This is a genomic window from Cupriavidus sp. PB-02 (assembly GCF_058252315.1).
The window spans coordinates 1095187-1112933 of record NZ_JBXPSX010000003.1 but is presented as its reverse complement, the minus strand read 5'-3'; the positions used below and the strand labels follow the sequence as shown (position 1 = coordinate 1112933).

The 17747-nt window shown below is 63.5% G+C and carries 12 protein-coding genes, 1 tRNA gene and 2 pseudogenes; 11 read left to right on the top strand and 4 right to left on the bottom strand.

Annotated features, from left to right (window positions below):
- Nucleotides 1-259: 259 nt before the first annotated feature.
- Nucleotides 260-991: a GntR family transcriptional regulator gene (locus tag AC10V3_RS39725; protein WP_022540098.1), complete on the bottom strand. Its 732-nt coding sequence runs from the start codon at nt 989-991 to the stop codon at nt 260-262.
- A 170-nt stretch (nt 992-1161) separates the two neighbouring features.
- Here AC10V3_RS39725 and AC10V3_RS39720 point away from each other — a divergent pair, with 170 nt between their 5' ends.
- Nucleotides 1162-2382, top strand: coding sequence for a pyridoxal-phosphate-dependent aminotransferase family protein (locus AC10V3_RS39720; RefSeq protein WP_022540099.1), 1221 nt, complete (start codon nt 1162-1164; stop codon nt 2380-2382).
- Nucleotides 2383-2599: 217 nt separating this feature from the next.
- On the opposite strand, the gene AC10V3_RS39715 is transcribed toward AC10V3_RS39720, so the two are convergent.
- Nucleotides 2600-2869: a hypothetical protein gene (locus AC10V3_RS39715; protein ID WP_349604925.1), complete on the bottom strand. Its 270-nt coding sequence runs from the start codon at nt 2867-2869 to the stop codon at nt 2600-2602.
- Here AC10V3_RS39715 and AC10V3_RS39710 point away from each other — a divergent pair.
- The 8 genes and pseudogenes from AC10V3_RS39710 (at nt 2868) to AC10V3_RS39675 (ending at nt 16015) form a co-directional block, all read left to right on the top strand.
- Nucleotides 2868-5900, top strand: coding sequence for an FAD-binding and (Fe-S)-binding domain-containing protein (locus AC10V3_RS39710; protein ID WP_022540101.1), 3033 nt, complete (start codon nt 2868-2870; stop codon nt 5898-5900). The two genes, AC10V3_RS39715 and AC10V3_RS39710, sit on opposite strands and share 2 nt — an antisense overlap.
- Before the next feature lie 4 nt (nt 5901-5904).
- Nucleotides 5905-7047, top strand: coding sequence for a DSD1 family PLP-dependent enzyme (locus AC10V3_RS39705; RefSeq protein ID WP_041682368.1), 1143 nt, complete (start codon nt 5905-5907; stop codon nt 7045-7047).
- A 103-nt stretch (nt 7048-7150) separates the two neighbouring features.
- Complete coding sequence (locus AC10V3_RS39700) at nt 7151-8152, top strand: Bug family tripartite tricarboxylate transporter substrate binding protein (RefSeq protein WP_022540103.1); 1002 nt, start codon at nt 7151-7153, stop codon at nt 8150-8152.
- Between the two features lie 61 nt (nt 8153-8213).
- On the top strand, nt 8214-8720 hold the full coding sequence (locus tag AC10V3_RS39695; protein ID WP_022540104.1) for a tripartite tricarboxylate transporter TctB family protein: 507 nt from the start codon (nt 8214-8216) through the stop codon (nt 8718-8720).
- Nucleotides 8721-8730: 10 nt separating this feature from the next.
- Nucleotides 8731-10233, top strand: a complete 1503-nt coding sequence (locus AC10V3_RS39690) for a tripartite tricarboxylate transporter permease (protein ID WP_022540105.1) — start codon at nt 8731-8733, stop codon at nt 10231-10233.
- A 769-nt stretch (nt 10234-11002) separates the two neighbouring features.
- Nucleotides 11003-14704: an SNF2-related protein gene (locus tag AC10V3_RS39685; protein WP_349604922.1), complete on the top strand. Its 3702-nt coding sequence runs from the start codon at nt 11003-11005 to the stop codon at nt 14702-14704.
- A gap of 75 nt (nt 14705-14779) precedes the next feature.
- Nucleotides 14780-15033, top strand: a pseudogene (locus AC10V3_RS39680) (universal stress protein); the annotation flags it as partial.
- Nucleotides 15034-15331: 298 nt separating this feature from the next.
- Nucleotides 15332-16015 (top strand): hypothetical protein, encoded by a 684-nt coding sequence (locus AC10V3_RS39675; RefSeq protein ID WP_349604921.1) that lies wholly within the window; start codon nt 15332-15334, stop codon nt 16013-16015.
- A gap of 143 nt (nt 16016-16158) precedes the next feature.
- Here AC10V3_RS39675 and AC10V3_RS39670 read toward each other — a convergent pair.
- Nucleotides 16159-16560, bottom strand: a pseudogene (locus tag AC10V3_RS39670) (Tc toxin subunit A-related protein); the annotation flags it as partial.
- On the opposite strand from AC10V3_RS39670, the gene AC10V3_RS39665 reads away from it, so the two are divergent.
- Complete coding sequence (locus AC10V3_RS39665; protein ID WP_349604919.1) at nt 16560-16907, top strand: IS1096 element passenger TnpR family protein; 348 nt, start codon at nt 16560-16562, stop codon at nt 16905-16907. The pseudogene AC10V3_RS39670 and the gene AC10V3_RS39665 overlap by 1 nt on opposite strands.
- Nucleotides 16908-16990: 83 nt before the next feature.
- Here the strand turns inward: AC10V3_RS39665 and AC10V3_RS39660 are convergent, their stop codons facing one another.
- Nucleotides 16991-17161 carry a hypothetical protein gene (locus tag AC10V3_RS39660; RefSeq protein WP_349604917.1) on the bottom strand — a complete coding sequence of 57 codons (171 nt, stop codon included), beginning with the start codon at nt 17159-17161 and terminating at the stop codon, nt 16991-16993.
- A gap of 194 nt (nt 17162-17355) precedes the next feature.
- Between AC10V3_RS39660 and AC10V3_RS39655 the strand changes: the two genes are divergently transcribed.
- Nucleotides 17356-17428, top strand: a tRNA-OTHER gene (locus tag AC10V3_RS39655).
- The last annotated feature ends 319 nt before the right edge of the window (nt 17429-17747 follow it).

Below are 17747 nucleotides of genomic sequence, written 5' to 3'. Positions count from 1 at the left end.
CACCACCCACACCCGCGGATTGGCCTTTCACGTGCCCGCGGGCACGGTGGATTACTTCCGCGTTGGATCCGGCGGCGGAGAAATGGTATCGGTCTCCAGCCAGGGTGGACGGGCATCGCGTTTGTTTGCCCGGATCGACGAGGTGGTAGCACCCGGGCAGGCCGACGTGGAGAGGCTCGTTGCCTGGCACAGGAGTGTGGCGTGACGATTGCGGGCTGAGGCCCGTGCCGCCACGGCCATCCCAGATGACCCGAATAACTCACGCGGGCTTGGTCCGCGTGCCATCCCCGGACACCAGCAGCGGCAGCAACGCATCCCGCTTCTCCAGCAGGTGCCGCTTCAAGATCGACGCCAACCGTTTCCCGTCCCGCGCCTCCAGCGCCTTGATCATGTCTTCATGATCGTCGATCGCCTGGTCCCACTTGCCGCTTTGCTGGTTGGAACGCAGGCGCATGGCGTGCAGGCGTCGATTGATCGACTGATAGGTCTGCCGCAACGCTGAATTGCGCGCCGCTTCGTTGATGCGGTCGTGGATCTGCTGGTTGCGGCTGTAGTACCCAGGCAGGTCGTTCTGTGCGCGGCAGACCAGCATCGCGTAGTGCAAGGCCTTGATCTCCGCCAGCTCGGTGGGCGAGATGCGCTCGCAGGCTAGTTCGCCCGAGAAGGCTTCCAGGCCGCTCATCAGCTCGAAGTTCTCCCACACTTCTGACTCGCTCATGCGTGAAATGCTCGCGCCGCGGTTGGGGGACAGGTCGACCAGGCCCTCTGCCGCAAGCACCTTGAACGCCTCTCGCAAGGGTGTGCGGGAAATACCCAGCCGTTCACATAACTCACGTTCATTCAGCTTGGTGCCGGGGGCAAGGATGCCTTCCACCACGAACTTGCGCAGGTGCTCGACCACTGCGTCATGCAGTCTTGGGCGGGCCAGTCTCGGCAGCGCGGGGGCGGGCTCGGGCGTGTCGATCTCGCCCATGTAGCATGAATTTTGCATTCAATATCCTCTTTGCGGTTTGTAGCGATTCTATTGCACCTTCCTTTCTTCGCTAAATATCGGGGTAAATACCAAGAATTGGAGCAAAATTTCGGCTTTTACCTCCTAAGTCCGGCTGCTATAGTAGATTGCATTCAAAATTCATTATTCAACAAGGAGGCGCTACTTCCATGATCCATCTCGACTTCCACCCCGCTGGCCGCCACTTCCTGCAGATCCCCGGACCGAGCCCGGTGCCGGACCGGATCCTGCGTGCGATGAGCTATCCGACCATCGACCACCGCGGCCCGGAGTTCGGCGCGCTGGGCCGCAGGGTGCTGGCCGACATCAAGAAGATCTTCAAGACCCAGCACCCGGTGATCATCTATCCGGCCTCGGGCACGGGTGCCTGGGAAGCCGCGTTGACCAATACGCTCAGCCCCGGCGATCACGTCCTGATGTTTGAAACGGGTCACTTCGCGACCCTGTGGAAGAAGATGGCCGAAGCGCTGGGCCTGAAGCCGGAGTTCCTGGGCCTGCCGGGTATCGAAGGGTGGCGCCGGGGTGTGCAGGCAGACATCATCGAAGCCCGTCTGCGCCAGGACACCGGCCATGCCATCAAGGCGGTGTGCGTGGTGCACAACGAGACCTCGACGGGTGTGACCTCGGATATCGCTTCGGTGCGCAGGGCCATCGACGCCGCCGGCCACCCGGCGCTGCTGCTGGTGGACACGATCTCCGGGCTGGCTTCGGCCGATTACCGGCACGATGAGTGGGGCGTGGATGTCACCGTTTCGGGCTCGCAGAAGGGCCTGATGCTGCCGCCGGGGATCAGCTTCAACGCGCTCTCGCCCAAGGCGATTGCCGCCAGCCAGACGGCCAGGCTGCCGCGCGCGTTCTGGGGCTGGGCGGAGATCCTCGAGGCCAACAAGAACGGTTACTGGCCGTACACCCCGAACACGAACCTGCTCTACGGACTGTCCGAGGCGCTCGACATGATCCTGGGCGAGGGCCTGGAGAACGTCTTCGCCCGCCACCAGCGCCTGGCTGAAGCCACACGCCGCGCGGTGCGCGCATGGGGACTGGAGATCCAGTGCGCGGATCCGTCCGTGTACAGCCCGGTGCTGACCGGCGTGATGATGCCGGACGGCGTCGATGCCGATGCGGTCCGCAAGGTCATCTACGAGCGCTTCGACATGTCGCTCGGCCAGGCACTTGGCAAGATGCGCGGCCGCATGTTCCGCATCGGCCATCTCGGCGATTGCAACGACCTGACCCTGATGGCAACCCTCGCCGGTTGCGAGATGGGGCTCAAGCTGGCCGGCGTCCCGGTCGCCGGCAATGGCGTCGCGGCGGCAATGGAATACCTGGCATCGCACGCCGACACGCCGATCCTCAAGGCCGCGGCCTGAGCGGCGAACAGAAAGGCCTGGCGCCGACCGCCTCGCCGCCGGCCTTTCACCCAGACAGCACGTCAAATCGAATTGCCAGCCCGACCATGAACACGACCGTCCGGCACAACCCTGCCCGCCAGCCCGACCTGGCCCAATCCCTTGTTTCCGCGTGGACGGCCGGCCTCAGCTTTGCCGGGCTGCCAGCAGGAGCCGCGCCTGCCAGCGTGGCGCAGGCCTATGACGTGCAGGCGCGCGTCGTGTCCTTGCGCGGCGGGCCATCGGCGGCTGGAAGGTCGGCGCCAAGTCCCTGACTGCGCCGATGCAAGGCGCGCCGTTGCCGGAGGACTGCGTCTATTTCACGCCGACGTGGCTGCCGCTTGACGGGTATCGGCATCTGGGCCGCGCCGATCGGCGCATCGCCGGACTGCCGCCGGTCGAGTTGAACCTTGAGTAAAGCCGCTGCCGCGTCGCGGGCATGCAGAAAAAACGCTTGTTTGAACCCCATGAACACATCTTCCTCCTCCCTGCTGGTCAAGCCGATCCACTTGGTGCCTTCGCAGAGCCGCGCCACCTCGCCGCTGTCCGCGCTGCTGCGCAAGGAGCTGCGCGGCGATGTGCTGTTCGACCGGGCTGGCCGGGGGCGCTATGCCACCGACGCGTCGATCTACCAGATCATGCCGATCGGCGTGGTGGTCCCGCGCGACCAGGCTGACCTGCTGCGCGCGCTCGATATCGCCCGCGACCAGCGGGTACCAGTGCTGGCGCGCGGCGCCGGCACCAGCCAGTGCGGCCAGACCGTGGGTGAAGCGCTGGTGATCGACAACAGCAAGTGGCTCAACAACGTCATCGCGTTCGACGCCTCGGCCCGCACAGTCACCGTGGAGCCGGGCATCGTGCTCGACCACCTCAATGCGTGGCTCAAGCCGCATGGCCTGTGGTTCCCGGTCGACGTGTCCACCGGTGCCCAATGCACCATCGGCGGCATGACCGGCAACAACTCGTGCGGTTCGCGCTCGATCGCCTACGGCAACATGGTGCACAACGTGCTGGCCATCGATGCGGTGCTGGCCGATGGCAGCGAATGCCACTTTGGCTCGCTGGCCAGGCCGGTGGCGGCCGGGCGCGCGGAAGGCATCCTGCGCGGGCTCAAACGCATCGCCAGGCGCGAGCGCGACGAGATTGCCGAGCGCATGCCCAAGGTGCTGCGCCGCGTGGCCGGCTACAACATCGACCTGTTCGACTGCCAGAACCCGCTGGCCTATACCGACGACGGTCATGCCAACCTGTCGCATATCCTGGTGGGTTCGGAAGGCACGCTGGCCTACAGCCGCCAGATCACGCTGAAGCTCTCGCCGCTGCCGGCGCACAAGGTGCTGGGCGTGGTGAACTTCCCGACCTTCTACCAGGCGATGGACATGACGCAGCACATCGTCAAGCTGCGTCCGGTCGCAGTGGAACTGGTCGACCGCACCATGATCGACCTGTCGATGGAGAACCCGGCGTTCCGGCCCGTGGTCGAGCAGGCGCTGGCCGGCGATCCCCAGGCCATCCTGCTGGTGGAGTTCGCCGGCGAAGACCTGCAGGCGCTGCGCAAGCAGCTCGAGCAGCTTGCCGAACTGATGAGCGACCTGGGCCTGCCGGATTCGGTGGTCAAGATGCCGGATGCCAAGGCGCAGAAAGCGCTGTGGGACGTGCGCAAGGCCGGGCTCAACATCATGATGAGCATGAAGGGCGACGGCAAGCCGGTGTCGTTCATCGAGGACTGCGCCGTGCCGCTGGAGCACCTGGCCGAGTACACCCGGCGGCTGACGGAAGTTTTCCACAAGCACGAAACCGAGGGCACCTGGTACGCCCACGCCAGCGTTGGCACGCTGCACGTGCGCCCGATCCTGGACATGCGGCGCGACGGTGCGGTGCGCATGCGCGAGATCGCCGAAGAGGCGGCCGAACTGGTGCGCGAGTACAAGGGTGCCTACTCTGGCGAGCACGGCGATGGCCTGTGCCGCGGCGAATGGGTGGCATGGCAGTATGGCCCGCGCATCAACGCCGCCTTCAGCGAGATCAAGGCGCTCTTCGATCCCGACAACCGGTTCAATCCGGACAAGATCGTCCGGCCGCCCAGGATGGATGCGCGCGAGAACTTCCGCTTTGCTCCGGGCTATGCCGCGCTGTCGCTCGCGCCCGCGCTTGACTGGTCCACGTGGAACGTCCGGCGCGATCCGATGACGGGCGAGGAGACGGCGCCCGGGACCGGCACCGACAGGGCCACGCACGGCCTGGCATCGGCGGTGGAGATGTGCAACAACAACGGCCACTGCCGCAAGTTCGATGCCGGCACCATGTGCCCGAGCTATCGCGTGACCAAGGACGAGCAGCACGTGACGCGGGGTCGCGCCAACACGCTGCGGCTGGCGGTGTCCGGCCAGCTCGGGCCGGAAGGGCTCGCCAGTCCGGAAGTAAAGGAAGTGCTGGACCTGTGCGTCTCGTGCAAGGGCTGCAAGCGCGACTGCCCGACCGGCGTCGATATGGCGAAGTTCAAGATCGAGGCGCGCCATGCCTGGGCGAAGCAGCACGGCATCAGCCTGCGCGAGCGCATGGTGGCGTTCATGCCGCGCTACGCGCCCATCGCCAGCCGCGTGTCGGGCCTGCTGGCGCTGGCCGACGGCATTCCCGGGGTCTCTGGCTGGATGAAGCGCGCGATGGGCTTTGCCGCGGAGCGGTCGCTGCCGCGTTTCAGCAAGCCCTTCCTGTCAGCCGGCCTCAGCGCTGGCAAGAAGGCGGGCGGCCGGGAAGTGCTGCTCTTTGTCGATACCTTCAGCAACTACCTGGAGCCTGACAACGCGCGCGCCGCGCAGGCGGTGCTGGAAGCCGCCGGCTATACCGTGCACTTCAACACCCGTGAAGGCGAACGGCCGCTTTGCTGTGGCCGTACCTTCCTGGCGGCGGGCCTGATCGACCAGGCCAAGGAAGAGGCGCGGCGCATGCTCGACGCGTTCCGCCCGTTCGTGGCGCGTGGCGTTCCGGTGGTCGGGCTGGAGCCATCCTGCCTGCTGTCGTTGCGCGATGAATTCCTCAGCTATGGCTATGGTGAAGAGGCCAGGCAGCTAGCCAGCCTGGCCCTTCTGTTCGAGGAGTTCCTGGTGCGGGAGCGCGATGCGGGCCGCCTGGAGCTGCCCTTGCAGCCGCTGCAGGCCACCGAAGCGGTGGTGCACGGGCACTGCCACCAGAAGGCCTTCGATGCCTTCACGCCGGTGCAGACCGTGCTGGGATGGATTCCGGGCCTGAAGGTGTCGCCCGTCGAATCCTCCTGTTGCGGCATGGCCGGCAGCTTCGGCTACGAAGCCGAGCATTTCGAGGCATCGAAGGCCATGGCTGAGTTGTCGCTGCTGCCCGCGGTGCGCAAACGCGCGGCCGATGCGATCGTGGTTGCGGACGGCACCAGTTGCCGGCACCAGATCCTGGATGGCGCCGACACCGAGGCCATGCACGTGGCGCGCGTGCTGGAGATGGCCCTTGCCGGAAGCCGCCGTGCCTGAGGCCATGCGCGATCGTGCGCGGTTGCGGCCGCCCGCGGCGGCAAGCATCGGCGACCGCCTGGAGGACGTGGGCTCGCCGGCACTGCTTGTCGACCTCGATGCCTTCGACCATAACCTGGCGCAAATGCAGGCCCTTGCCGACGCCGGCGGCGTCGCTTTGCGTCCCCATGCCAAGGCACACAAGTCCGTCGCCATCGCGAAGCGGCAGCTCGCGGCAGGTGCCGTGGGCATCTGCTGCCAGAAGCTGAGCGAGGCCTATCCGTTCGCGGCCGCCGGCATACCGGGCATCCACATCAGCAATGAGTTGGTGGGCGCGGACAAGCTCGCCATGGCCGTGGAGCTGGCCCGGCACGTGGACTTGAGCCTCTGCGTGGATGACGTGCGGCAGGTGCGCGCGATGGCCGCTGCTGCGCAGGCAGGCGGTGTGCGCATCACCGTGCTGCCGGAGGTCGACGTGGGCCACCGCCGCTGCGGCGTGAACAGCACCGACGCGCTCACCCGGCTGGCTGATGCCATCGGCGAAGCGCCCTCGCTGCGTTTCGGCGGCCTGCAGGCGTACCACGGCGGCGCGCAGCATGTGCCGGTCTGGGCGCAGCGCAGGCAGGGCGCGCAGCGCGCGGCGGAAGTGGTTGGCGGCTACGTGCGGCATCTTGGGGCGCGGGGCATCCCGTGCCCGGTGGTCACCGGCGGCGGCACGGGCACGGCGGAGTTCGATAGCCAGAGCGGTGTCTATACCGAGATCCAGCCGGGGACATACCTGTTCCTGGACGGGCACTACGGCGCCAGCGAGTGGCTCGGGCGCTTCCAGCCAAGGCACAGCCTCTTCCTGTCAGCCACCGTCATGAGCACCGCGCGGCCCGGCGTGGTGGTCTGCGACGCTGGGCTGAAGTCGGTCGCCGTGGACTCCGGCCTGCCACGCCTGTGGTCCCGGGACAGCAGCGGTTGGCTGCGCTATGTGGCGGCCAACGATGAACACGGCGTCTTCGAAGTGCTGAACGGAGACAGCCAGGAATGGCTTGGCAACAAACTGATGCTCGTTCCCGGCCACTGCGACCCGACCGCGAACCTGCATGCGCAGTACGTGTGCTTTCGTGCCGGGCATGTCGTTGACTTGTGGGAGATCGAAGCGCGTGGCCTGAGCCGCTGACGCAGGATTTGCAGTCGCTGACCCGTGGCGCGAGGCCTGCGCCAGATCCATAGAAAAGCCGCAATCAAGCGGAACCGAGTAGTTAAGCCAAAGGAGACAAAGAATGCAACGCAAGATCGTCAGGAAGACCCTCGCGGCGGTGGTTGGCGCCACGGCCTGCCTCAGTGCCAGCGCCTGGGCCTGGGAACCGGCCAAGCCGGTCGAGATCGTGGTGCCATTCAGCGCAGGCGGCGCGTCGGACCAGATGGCCCGGTCGATCCAGGGCATCATCGCCAAGCACAAGCTGATGAGCCAGCCGGTGATCGTGCTGAACAAGGCCGGCGCGAGCGGGGCCGAAGGGCTGATGGATACCAAGGCTTCGCAGGGCAATCCGCACAAGCTGCTGGTGACCTCGTCGGCGCTCTATACGGTGCCGATGGTCAGCCACCTGCCGTTCAGCTGGCGCGACCTCACGCCGGTGGCGATGGTCGCCCAGGACGAGTTCGTGCTATGGACCAATGCCGCGGCACCGTACAAGTCCGTGGCCCAGTTCATCGACGCCTCCAAGGCGAACGCCGGCAAGATCAAGGTCGGCGGTACCAGCTCCAAGCGTGAAGACCAGATCATCAGCTCGCTGATCCAGAAGAAGACTGGCACCAGGTTTATCTACGTGCCGTACAAGGGCGGCGGCGAAGCGGCGACGCAGCTCTCCGGCCAGCACATCGACGCGAACGTGAACAACCCCTCGGAATCGATCGGCCAGTGGCGCGCCGGCGAGCACCGGGCGCTGTGCGTGTTTGCCCCGGAGCGCATGGCCTACAGCGTCAAGGTCACGCAGACCGAGAGCTGGCACGACGTGCCGACTTGCAAGGAGCAGGGCCTCGACGTGCAATACCAGATGCTGCGCGTCTTCATGCTGCCGGGCGGCGTCACCCCCGAGCAGCAGAAGTACTACGTCGACCTGATGCAGAAAATTGTCGCAACGCCGGAATGGAAGGAATACCTGGAGAAGAATGCGTTGAAGAACGAATTCCTGACAGGCAAGGCACTCACCGACTTCCTGGCGAAGGACGAGAACGTGCACCGGGACATCATCAAAGAGGCTGGCTTCGTCGCATCGCGCTGACATTCGCGAGGCTCCGCCGCATGCGGCGGAGCCGGTGGCCTAAAGTACGTGGGGGAAAAACATGGATTCACACCAGGTGGAGGTGCACGCGGGCGGCGGCATCTCGGTGAAAGCAGTGGAATTGGTGGTTGCGCTATGCCTGCTGGCGAGCGCGCTCGTGGTGATCTGGAGCAACTACAGTATCGGGGCGGGGTGGGCACCGGACGGTCCGGAGGCCGGCTATTTCCCGATGCGCGTCGGGATCATCGTGCTGATCTGCAGCGTGCTGGTTGCCGTGCAAGCCTTGCGCACGGATGGCGAGGCGGTCTTCGCCACGTGGCAGCAGCTGCGCCAGGTCAGCGTCATCCTGGGGCCGCTGACGGTGTACGTCGGCATGATCGGCCTGCTGGGCATCTACGTGGCGTCGGCGATCTTCATCGTCGGGTTCATGGTCTGGGTCGGTAAGTCGAGCTGGCTTAAGGCCTTGCTGATCGGCGTCGGCATCAACGTCATGCTTTTCTGGATCTTCGAGATCCAGTTCCGTGTGCCGCTACCCAAGGGGCCCCTCGAGGCTGCACTGGGCTACTAAGGAGCAGGCAATGGATGAAATGAATGCATTGATGGGCGGATTCGCTGTCGCCCTGTCCTGGCAGAACGTCGGCCTGATGTTCGTCGGCATCCTGCTGGGTATCGTGGTGGGCGTGCTGCCCGGGCTGGGCGGCCCGAACGGCGTGGCGATCCTGCTACCACTGACGTTCTCGATGGATCCGGTGTCCGCCATCATCATGCTGTCCTGCATCTACTGGGGCGCATTGTTCGGCGGGGCGATCACCTCGATCCTCTTCAATATCCCGGGCGAGGCGTGGTCGGTGGCCACGACCTTCGACGGCTATCCGATGGCGCAGCGTGGCGAAGCCGGCAAGGCCCTGACCTCGGCCTTCACCGGCTCCTGCCTGGGCGCGCTGGCCGGGGTGCTGCTGATTACCTTCCTGGCGCCGATGGTGGCGAAGTTCGCCCTGCGCTTCGGCCCGCCGGAGTTCTTCGCGGTGTACCTGCTGACGTTCTGCAGCTTCGTCGGCATGGGCAAGGAGTCCAAGCCGAAGATCCTGATCGCGATGTGCCTGGGCTTTGTGCTTGCGGCGGTGGGCATGGATACCGTGTCCGGTACGCTGCGCATGACGTTCGGCTCCACCGAGATGCTGCGCGGATTCGACTTCCTGGTGGCCGTGATCGGGCTCTTTGGCATCAGCGAGATCTTGATGACCATGGAAGAAGGCGTTGCCTTCCGCGGCAAGCAGGCGCGTATCGACCTGAAGGTGGTGCTGAAGACCTGGGCCGAGCTGCCGCGATACTGGATGACCGTGATCCGGTCATCGGTGATTGGCTGCTGGCTCGGCATCACCCCGGGCGGCGCCACGGCGGCTTCGTTCATGGGCTATGGCGTGGCCAAGCGCATGGCAAAGGATCCCGATTCGTTCGGCAAGGGCAACGTCGAAGGCGTGGTGGCGCCCGAAACCGCCGCGCACGCCGCCGGCACCAGCGCGCTGCTGCCGATGCTGGCACTGGGCATCCCGGGCTCGGCTACCGCCGCGGTCCTGCTGGGCGGACTGATGATCTGGGGTCTGCAACCGGGCCCGCTGCTGTTCGCCGAGCAAGGGCCATTCGTCTGGGGCCTGATCGCCAGCATGTACCTGGGCAATATCGTCGGGCTGATCGTCGTGCTGTCCACGGTGCCGCTCTTTGCGGCGATCCTGCGCATTCCGTTCTCGATCATCGCGCCGCTGATCCTGGTGATCTGCGCGATCGGCGCCTATACGGTCAACGGTGCACTGTTCGACGTCTGGCTGATGCTGATTTTCGGCGTCGTGGGCTACATCCTGAAGAAGCTCGACTATCCGCTTGCGCCAATGGTGCTGGCCCTGGTCCTTGGCGACCGCGCGGAAGACGCGTTCCGCCAGACCATGCTGGTGTCGTCCGGCGAGATTGGCATCTTCTGGTCGAACGGCCTGGTGGGAACGATCATGAGCCTGGCGCTCTTCGTGCTCGTGTGGCCGCTGGTGAGCGACCTGCGCATGCGTGCGCGGGCCAGGCGGCCGGCTTGAGTCCTGGGGAGAGTCAGGCGACCTGACCGGTGAATGAGCTTGTGTTGCCCGCGCATGGATCGCATGCGCGGGCATTTTTTTCGGGCCATGCCGTCGATGTGGCAGCAAATGTCGCTTGCGCCAGTCGCGAACGCGCACCTACGATGTTTTGTGTCTCCCTGGCGCCAACGTGGGCAGGCCAGCGCTCGGCGCGCCGGGAGCGGCCATATCCGGAGAGGCGTGCATTATCATGAGAGCCCTTGAGTTGCGGCAGCTATGGTAAGCGGTACTGACAAAATGACTTTCTGAGTTGGCGCCAGCAGCTGATGCAGCAGCACGATCGCCGGGGGGGCAGTTGCACTGCTGGGCGACGCTTTGGGCCAAAGGCCATTGGTGACGGTGCCGTTGCTTTTTGCGTTCCACCAGCATGGCGATTTCCCAGGCGGAGATCGCCGAAACGAGCTGGGGATATGAGCTACCGGGTCGGTGCCTATTTTCACACACGCGTTATTGTGGCCTGTCGCGCCGGCGGATCGCCAAGGCGACAGGTGTGAGTGTTGGCGCCGTGTCGCAATACGCGGGGTTGGTGGCCCAGGGCGAGGGCAAGGCCAAGCTGGAAGCCTAGGCTGTCACCGACTGGCTTGTGGCCTCCAGGTGCAGCACCACGCCACCAGCGGGGTGACGGTGGTGGACGGCGGCGCAAGGCCGGCGGTCCGGCGCAGACCGCGAAGGATGAATAGGACAATGAACAGGGGGGCGCCTGCCGCCGCTCTAAACCCGGATGACCGCAGTGACGACGACGGTAGCGATGACAGAAGGAAGTGAGCGGGCGAAGGCGATCCGCTGGATCCAGGCCCAGTTGGCCGAGTACGGGTTGACCATGGAGGAACTGGAGGCGGCGGGGTGCTTTGATCCGCCGCCGGGGAACGGCACCGATTGGGATAGCGGATTTCCCCCAAATCAGAAAATCCACCGAACATTGAAGGGATTCCGACCAGTGGTGCGACAGTCCTTCGGTAGAACGTGGTGGGGCGAGCAATGGCTCAATGCCCTGACACACATCGACTACGACAATCGTCTGCCGCGCGGGCGGACCTACGCGAACAAAGGGGCGGTCAAGGATCTTGTCGTCAGGGCCGGGACGATCCACGCCCAGGTACAGGGCTCCCGGCCACGTCCCTACCAGGTGACGATCACAGTGCCGCCGCTTTCCGCCAAGGATTCCGCACGGCTTCTGGACGCCATCGCCGCCGAGCCCACCGTGATCGCCCGGATGCTCAACCGGGAACTGGATCCGTCGGTGCTGGACCACGCGCGCAATCTTGGGATTTCCGTCTTCCCCGCCCGGTGGAAGGACCTCGATATGCAATGCTCCTGCCCCGATTGGGCCGTGCCTTGCAAGCACCTGGCTGCTGTGATTTACCTCCTGAGCCGGGAAATCGACGGCAATCCGTTCCTGGTGTTCTCGTTGCGAGGGGTTGACCTCGCGAAAGCCTTGAAATCGCGCGACATCCACCTGGAGCCGGCAGCTGGGGCTGTCCTGCCCACATTAACCGAACTGCTGCCGACAAACGCAGAGACACTGGCTGATGCGGGGGATCTTGCTGCGCTTGATCAGCTTGATCTGTCCGGGATTCCGGACCTGTCCGGTCCACTGCTGCACGTGCTGCCGGCCCAACCCACGTTCTTTCCCAACGGAGATTTTCGTGAGACATTGCGGCGTGTGCTGGCACGAGTGGGCAAGGCGGCGCGACAAGCAATGGATGCCGGCGCCGGCGACGCACAGAGTGTCACGTTCTCCGGTGATGATCGGCTGGCGATTGTACTGGACGCAAGATTGCACGCTTCGGTGTTCGGCACGAAGGACGTCACCACCATCGATGCGCTGGAAACGGCATTGGCCCAGGTGAATGTAAGCAATTTGCCAGACTTGCAGCCCGAGGTTGCCGCGCTGTTCCACGTCCGACTGATGGCGCTGCAGTTGATCGCGCGTGGCGCGGTGGTCCCCCAAATCCTCTTGGAGGGTACCGACACTGTCGTGCTGCGCTGGATTCCGGCCACGCTCGATGGAGTCGTAGGTGACCTCATGCAGCGCCTTGCCGCTGCCTTGCCATCTGGCATGGTCAAGACGGGAAAGGGAAGGAAGCGGACTGTCCTCACCCGGGAGGCCCAGGCAACATTCCTCTTTTCCCTGTTTCTGAATCATTTCATTCACGCATGGGCGGATGGCGCCAGCGAAAAGCCCCTCGGGAATAAGACGCTGGCCTTGTTCTTCTGCACCGGCCGAGCCTGCTACGACGGTCCCGGTGAAGGGGAAATCGCCGCCGGCATTCACACCTGGCTATCCCGATACCATCTGGCACACCGAGAACATGCACCGGTGCTGTGCCTCGAAGAGGCGAAAGCGGGCCATTTCGGGCTGACACTCGCAATCGAGCACCGATCGGCTGCACTGGGGGAGCCAGTACCACTGGCTGCGATCCTGACCGATCGGTCCTGGTCGAAGGCCCGTTTTGGCATTCTGCAGACCATCGCGCTATTGGCTGAGTTCCTCCCACCGCTCAATGCCTATATCAGGGCTGGCGCGAAGGCCCCTATCGAGATTGCCGCGAATGAGCTGCCGGCCTTGCTGTTTGACACGCTTCCGGTAATTCGCGTGCTCGGGATTCGCGCGCTGTTACCGAAGGCGCTCGACCGTCTGCTGCGACCCCGCCTGTCGATGCAGATCAAGGGTACGGCGACCGATACGGTGGGTTTTTTTGGCGCCGACGATGTTCTTGCCTTCGACTGGAAAGTAGCCGTTGGTAATCATCTGCTCACGCGCGCCGAGTTTGAAAGGCTGGTGAAGGATGCCGCAGACGTTGTACGTTTCAAAGGGGCGTACGTCTATCTGGATCCAAAAGAGATCGAGCGCCTGCGTGCCCAACTGCTTAATCCATCGGTGCCTTCCGGCGCTGAACTGTTGCGCGTCGCCCTCGCGGGCGAATTCGCCGGCACGACCGTGGGCCTGGATGCCAAGGCCCGCAAGATCATTCAAGATTTGGTGGAAGCGGGCACGGTCCCGTTGCCTCGCGGCATCAATGCCACCCTACGCCCTTATCAGCAGCGGGGTTATGCCTGGCTTTATCGCAACGCGCGCATCGGTTTAGGCAGCGTGATCGCAGATGACATGGGGTTGGGCAAAACACTGCAGGTCATCGCTACGCTGCAAAAGCTCAAGGAGGATGGTGCGCTTGACGACGCCAAGGCCCTGGTAATCGTGCCGACCAGTTTGTTGACCAATTGGCAGAAGGAAATTGAGCGTTTTGCCCCCAACCTGGAGGTTGGCATCTTCCACGGCAGCAAGCGTGAACTCGCGATGATTCGGCCCGATGTCCTGCTGACGACCTACGGCATCGCGCGTACGGCTGCTGCTTCCCTCCATGCCCTGGCATGGCGCATCGTCGTCGTGGATGAGGCCCAGAACATCAAGAACCCGGCTGCTGCCCAGACCAAGGCCGTAAAGGCGATCCCGGCCACCAGCTTTATTGCCATGAGTGGGACGCCGGTGGAGAACCGCTTGTCCGAGTATTGGAGCATCCTGGACTTTGCCAACCGGGGCTATCTGGGAAACCTCAACCAGTTCGCGCGGGAATATGCGATGCCTATTCAGATCCAGCGCGATCAGCATGTCGTGCAGCGCTTCAAGCGGGTCACGGCCCCGTTCCTGCTGCGACGCCTGAAGGCCGACAAGGCTATCATCAGCGATCTGCCCGACAAGATCGAGCAGGATCAATACTGCACGCTGACCAAGGCCCAGACGGCGCTGTATCAATCGGTGGTGCAGGAAGGATTGCGAGTCATCTCGGGTGAATCCGACACCTTCAAGCGCCAAGGCCTGGTGCTGCAGATGATTCTGGCATTGAAGCAGATCTGTAATCATCCGGCGCAGTATTTGAAACAGGGACAGGCCGACGCGGCGGCGTCTGGCAAAGCGGAGCGTTTCTTCGAGCTCATCGACGATATCCACGCCAGCCACGAAAAGGTGCTGGTATTCACCCAGTTCCGCGAGATGGGAAACCTGCTCTGCAGTTGGCTGCGACAGCGATATGGCCGCGATCCGCTATTTCTGCATGGCGGTGTCGCGCGAACCAGTCGAGATGCGATGGTCGAGCGATTTCAAAACGACCGTACCGAGCGTGTTTTTATCTTGTCGCTCAAAGCCGGCGGGACAGGGCTAAATCTGACCGCGGCCTCCAACGTCATCCACTACGATCTATGGTGGAATCCAGCGGTGGAAGCGCAGGCAACGGACCGAGCCTATCGCATTGGCCAACAGCGCAACGTTCAGGTCCACCGATTCATCACTCGCGCTACGTTTGAAGAGCGGATCAATGACATGATTCGCGCCAAGCGGGAACTGGCCGACTTGGCAGTCGGCACGGGCGAACAGTGGATCGGTAATCTTAGCGGGGACGAGCTCAAGACGCTGTTCAGCTTGGCAGAAAGCTGAGTTAGAAATGCTTGGTGAGGTTGGCCGCAGTCGCATCTGTCGTCGGGCGATGCCGGGCATCCAAGCCGCAAGGCGTTCGAAGGACGTGCGGCAGAAGTGGCCAACGCCAGGCTGGCCGAGGTTGTGGCGGAAGCCAAGGCAGCAGGCGTCACATGCCAGACCGAAATGACGATCTCGATGCCGTACCAGGGGATCATCGATGCGGTGACCAAGCATGGATGTGACGTCATCTTCATGGCGTCGCACGGACGACGCGGGCTGGAAAGCCTGCTGGTCGGCAGTGAAACCAACGGGTGCTGACGCACTGCCCGGTGTTGGTCTATCGCTGACGAACTGGCGTGCGAGTGCGAAGCGCTACACTCGCACGCTATGCCGGCAGGCTTTCGGGGCCGTCGCGAGACCGCAATTCCGGCCATTCCTGGGAGTGGATTGAGGTCGAGCAGCACAAAAAGGTTCGGGCCCGGCCAAAGCAGCATTGACTTTCTCCCGGGCATAAACTGGAAGGAGGGGCCGCAGTGTGTTTTGGCGCCCAGCGTTTCTGTTAGCCGCCGGGCAGACTCCCGAGCGTCCCGGGTGCCGGCTGCGCAGCGATAGCCACGCCACGCGGAAGCTGCCGTCTTAAATGCCATGAGTTACATTCGCGCACCGTTCACCGACGATCAGGTCCAGAGGCTCAACGAGAACCAGGTTGGCCTCGGCGGCCCGGTTCTGCGCGCCTTCATCTGCAGGAACAGCGCCGATCATCGCCACGGAGTCGAAGGTGGCGCCCCTGGCATCCTGATTGCCACCAAATACGGCTGGGTTTGCCCACACTGCAATTACAAAAGGGACTGGGCATTCGCAATCATGGCGACCCGGTTGACTCGCCCGCCGACCGCCATCCAATCCTTTGTCTATACGACGCCCTCAATCGAGAAGGCCAACATCCTCCTCGATCAATATGAACGGCTTGCGGCAACCGAGCGCCCCGGCGCGGCCGTGATGGTCGCCTGCATCAAGAATCGCATCGAGGAAATGTCGCTCCCCGGATTCGGCGCTATCGAGCTCAGCGAGATCCCCACTGACGCGGTGGTGAGACGATCAGAAGGACGTAATTACCGGATCGTCTCGGGACAGTCACATCTCCAAGCCGCCCTGCGCCTGACCGGCCGCGCGCTGGTGACGGATGCTGTCACCCATGAGCAGTTACACGTCCATGACATCGACGGCAAACTGTTTGCCATTTCGTCCGATGCCCAGGCAGTGCTGGACTCAGAAACACTTACGGCGATCGAACACGCCAAAGCCGACCCGCGCACGAGACGCGCGTGACGCGACAGTTCCTGCTTGATCTGGCTAAGACGGTCAAGGAGGTCGGTTTCGGCGAGGCTGCGCAAGCTCGAACCGCCTTCGCTTGCCGTGTAGCTCAGGTGTAGTACGACGTCGGCGATCGTGCCGTAATCGAACTGCGCCAATGCCGGTTTGCTCATTTCGCACCGCCGGGTGCTGATGGCGCCCGTGCCTTCGAACGGCAGATATCGTTCATCGCGGAAATTGAGGTCAAACATGCCGCCGTCCTTCTGGGCGGTCGAGATGGCGATCGATTGAATGCTGCCGAGGTTGTAGACAAAGCGTTCGTCGTTGTTTGGGTCTTCGCTATAACCGGTGAGTGCGAGATTGTCAGGCCTGGGGTTCTTGCGGTATTTGTTGCTCGTCAGCGATAGTTTCGCGGCGATAGATGTCTGCGGCCCCGCAACACAAGGCATGCTGATGCTAACCGTCTTGATGCGACGGAAGTACTGCCCAGGATGGTCGAGATCGAACAGCGCTTCGGGCACGTTAAAGTCGCAGCTGCCCGTGGTTCTGAATTTGACCAGTGCCAGCGGGTCGAGCGAGGCGAGCGAAATTTTTCACGACGACTACCGCGCTGACGCTGAGCACATTTGCTCTGCGCGAGCACGAGGGCTTCGTCTACGTGTACGACCTAAATGCCTGGTGGCGGCACGATATCCGAGTCGAGCGGCGCACGCTGGAGCAGCATCCTGAGGTGCGGCGACGCTGTGTGGCGGGATCTGGCGCTCGTCCGCCAGAGGACGTCGGCGGGCTGGAGAGGTACTTGGAGGTTAGAGAAAAACGGAGCGAATGGGAACTCCTGAATCGGCTCGAATCCCTACGCGAGCGTGCTATCGAATTGGACGAGCTACGCGATGAAGTCGACGAGTGACTGACTTGCCAGATCCAGCAGCAGTTCATTGGCGGCCGCGCAGTCTTCAAAACTTAAAATTTCTCCCTCTGCCGCTGCCGCACTTAAATACCATGGTCTGCCAGGCCATGTAATACCCACCAGGTTTTTTGCACGAGCGCAGCACCCCCAACGGGCGTCCCCTCGTCCTTGATGTCGGCGTTGACCATGGCAATGAGGCGCTCTAGCGCATCGCTCATTTCACTGCTGCCTGCTTGCAGAATGTTGTATTCCATTGACGTGACTCGTGTTTCGCCGCGTCCAGCCGTGTGGGGCGCCTGGGGCTCCAAATTTTCCCTATGGGCGTTCTCGTTTGCTACCGCTACTCGGCACTCTCTGCAAAAGCGCCCCTCGACATGCCGTTACAGTCACTACCAGTGCGAATCCGCACAGAGGCGCCACATGCCGAGACCGGCACAATGGGCCAAATTGCGGCATAGCGCAGTGGCAACGCGCGGGTACGCCCCCCGAGGCCGGTGGTTCGATTCCATCTGCCGCAACCAACTCATTCATCTGCGACGGCGACGAAGCGAGCGAGGCTTCATTTGGATCCTCCCAAAGCTCCGGTAGCCGCGCCCGATAACGCAGTTCACTTTCGACATACCCACTGACAAGACGACGAAAGCCCTTACCTTGTCGGGACTGAGCATCAATCCTTTACGCCGAGCGGATCCTCATCGAGGGCGCTGCGCAAGTGAACAGTCCCGTCTCACGCAGCGGGCGCTTTGAACGTGGTTTAGCGAGATACAGCAAAGGCAGAGGCGGCGACCCACAAAGTGCTCATGCCGTTCCGCGCCGGCGCTTGCTCCAACGTCTGCTTCT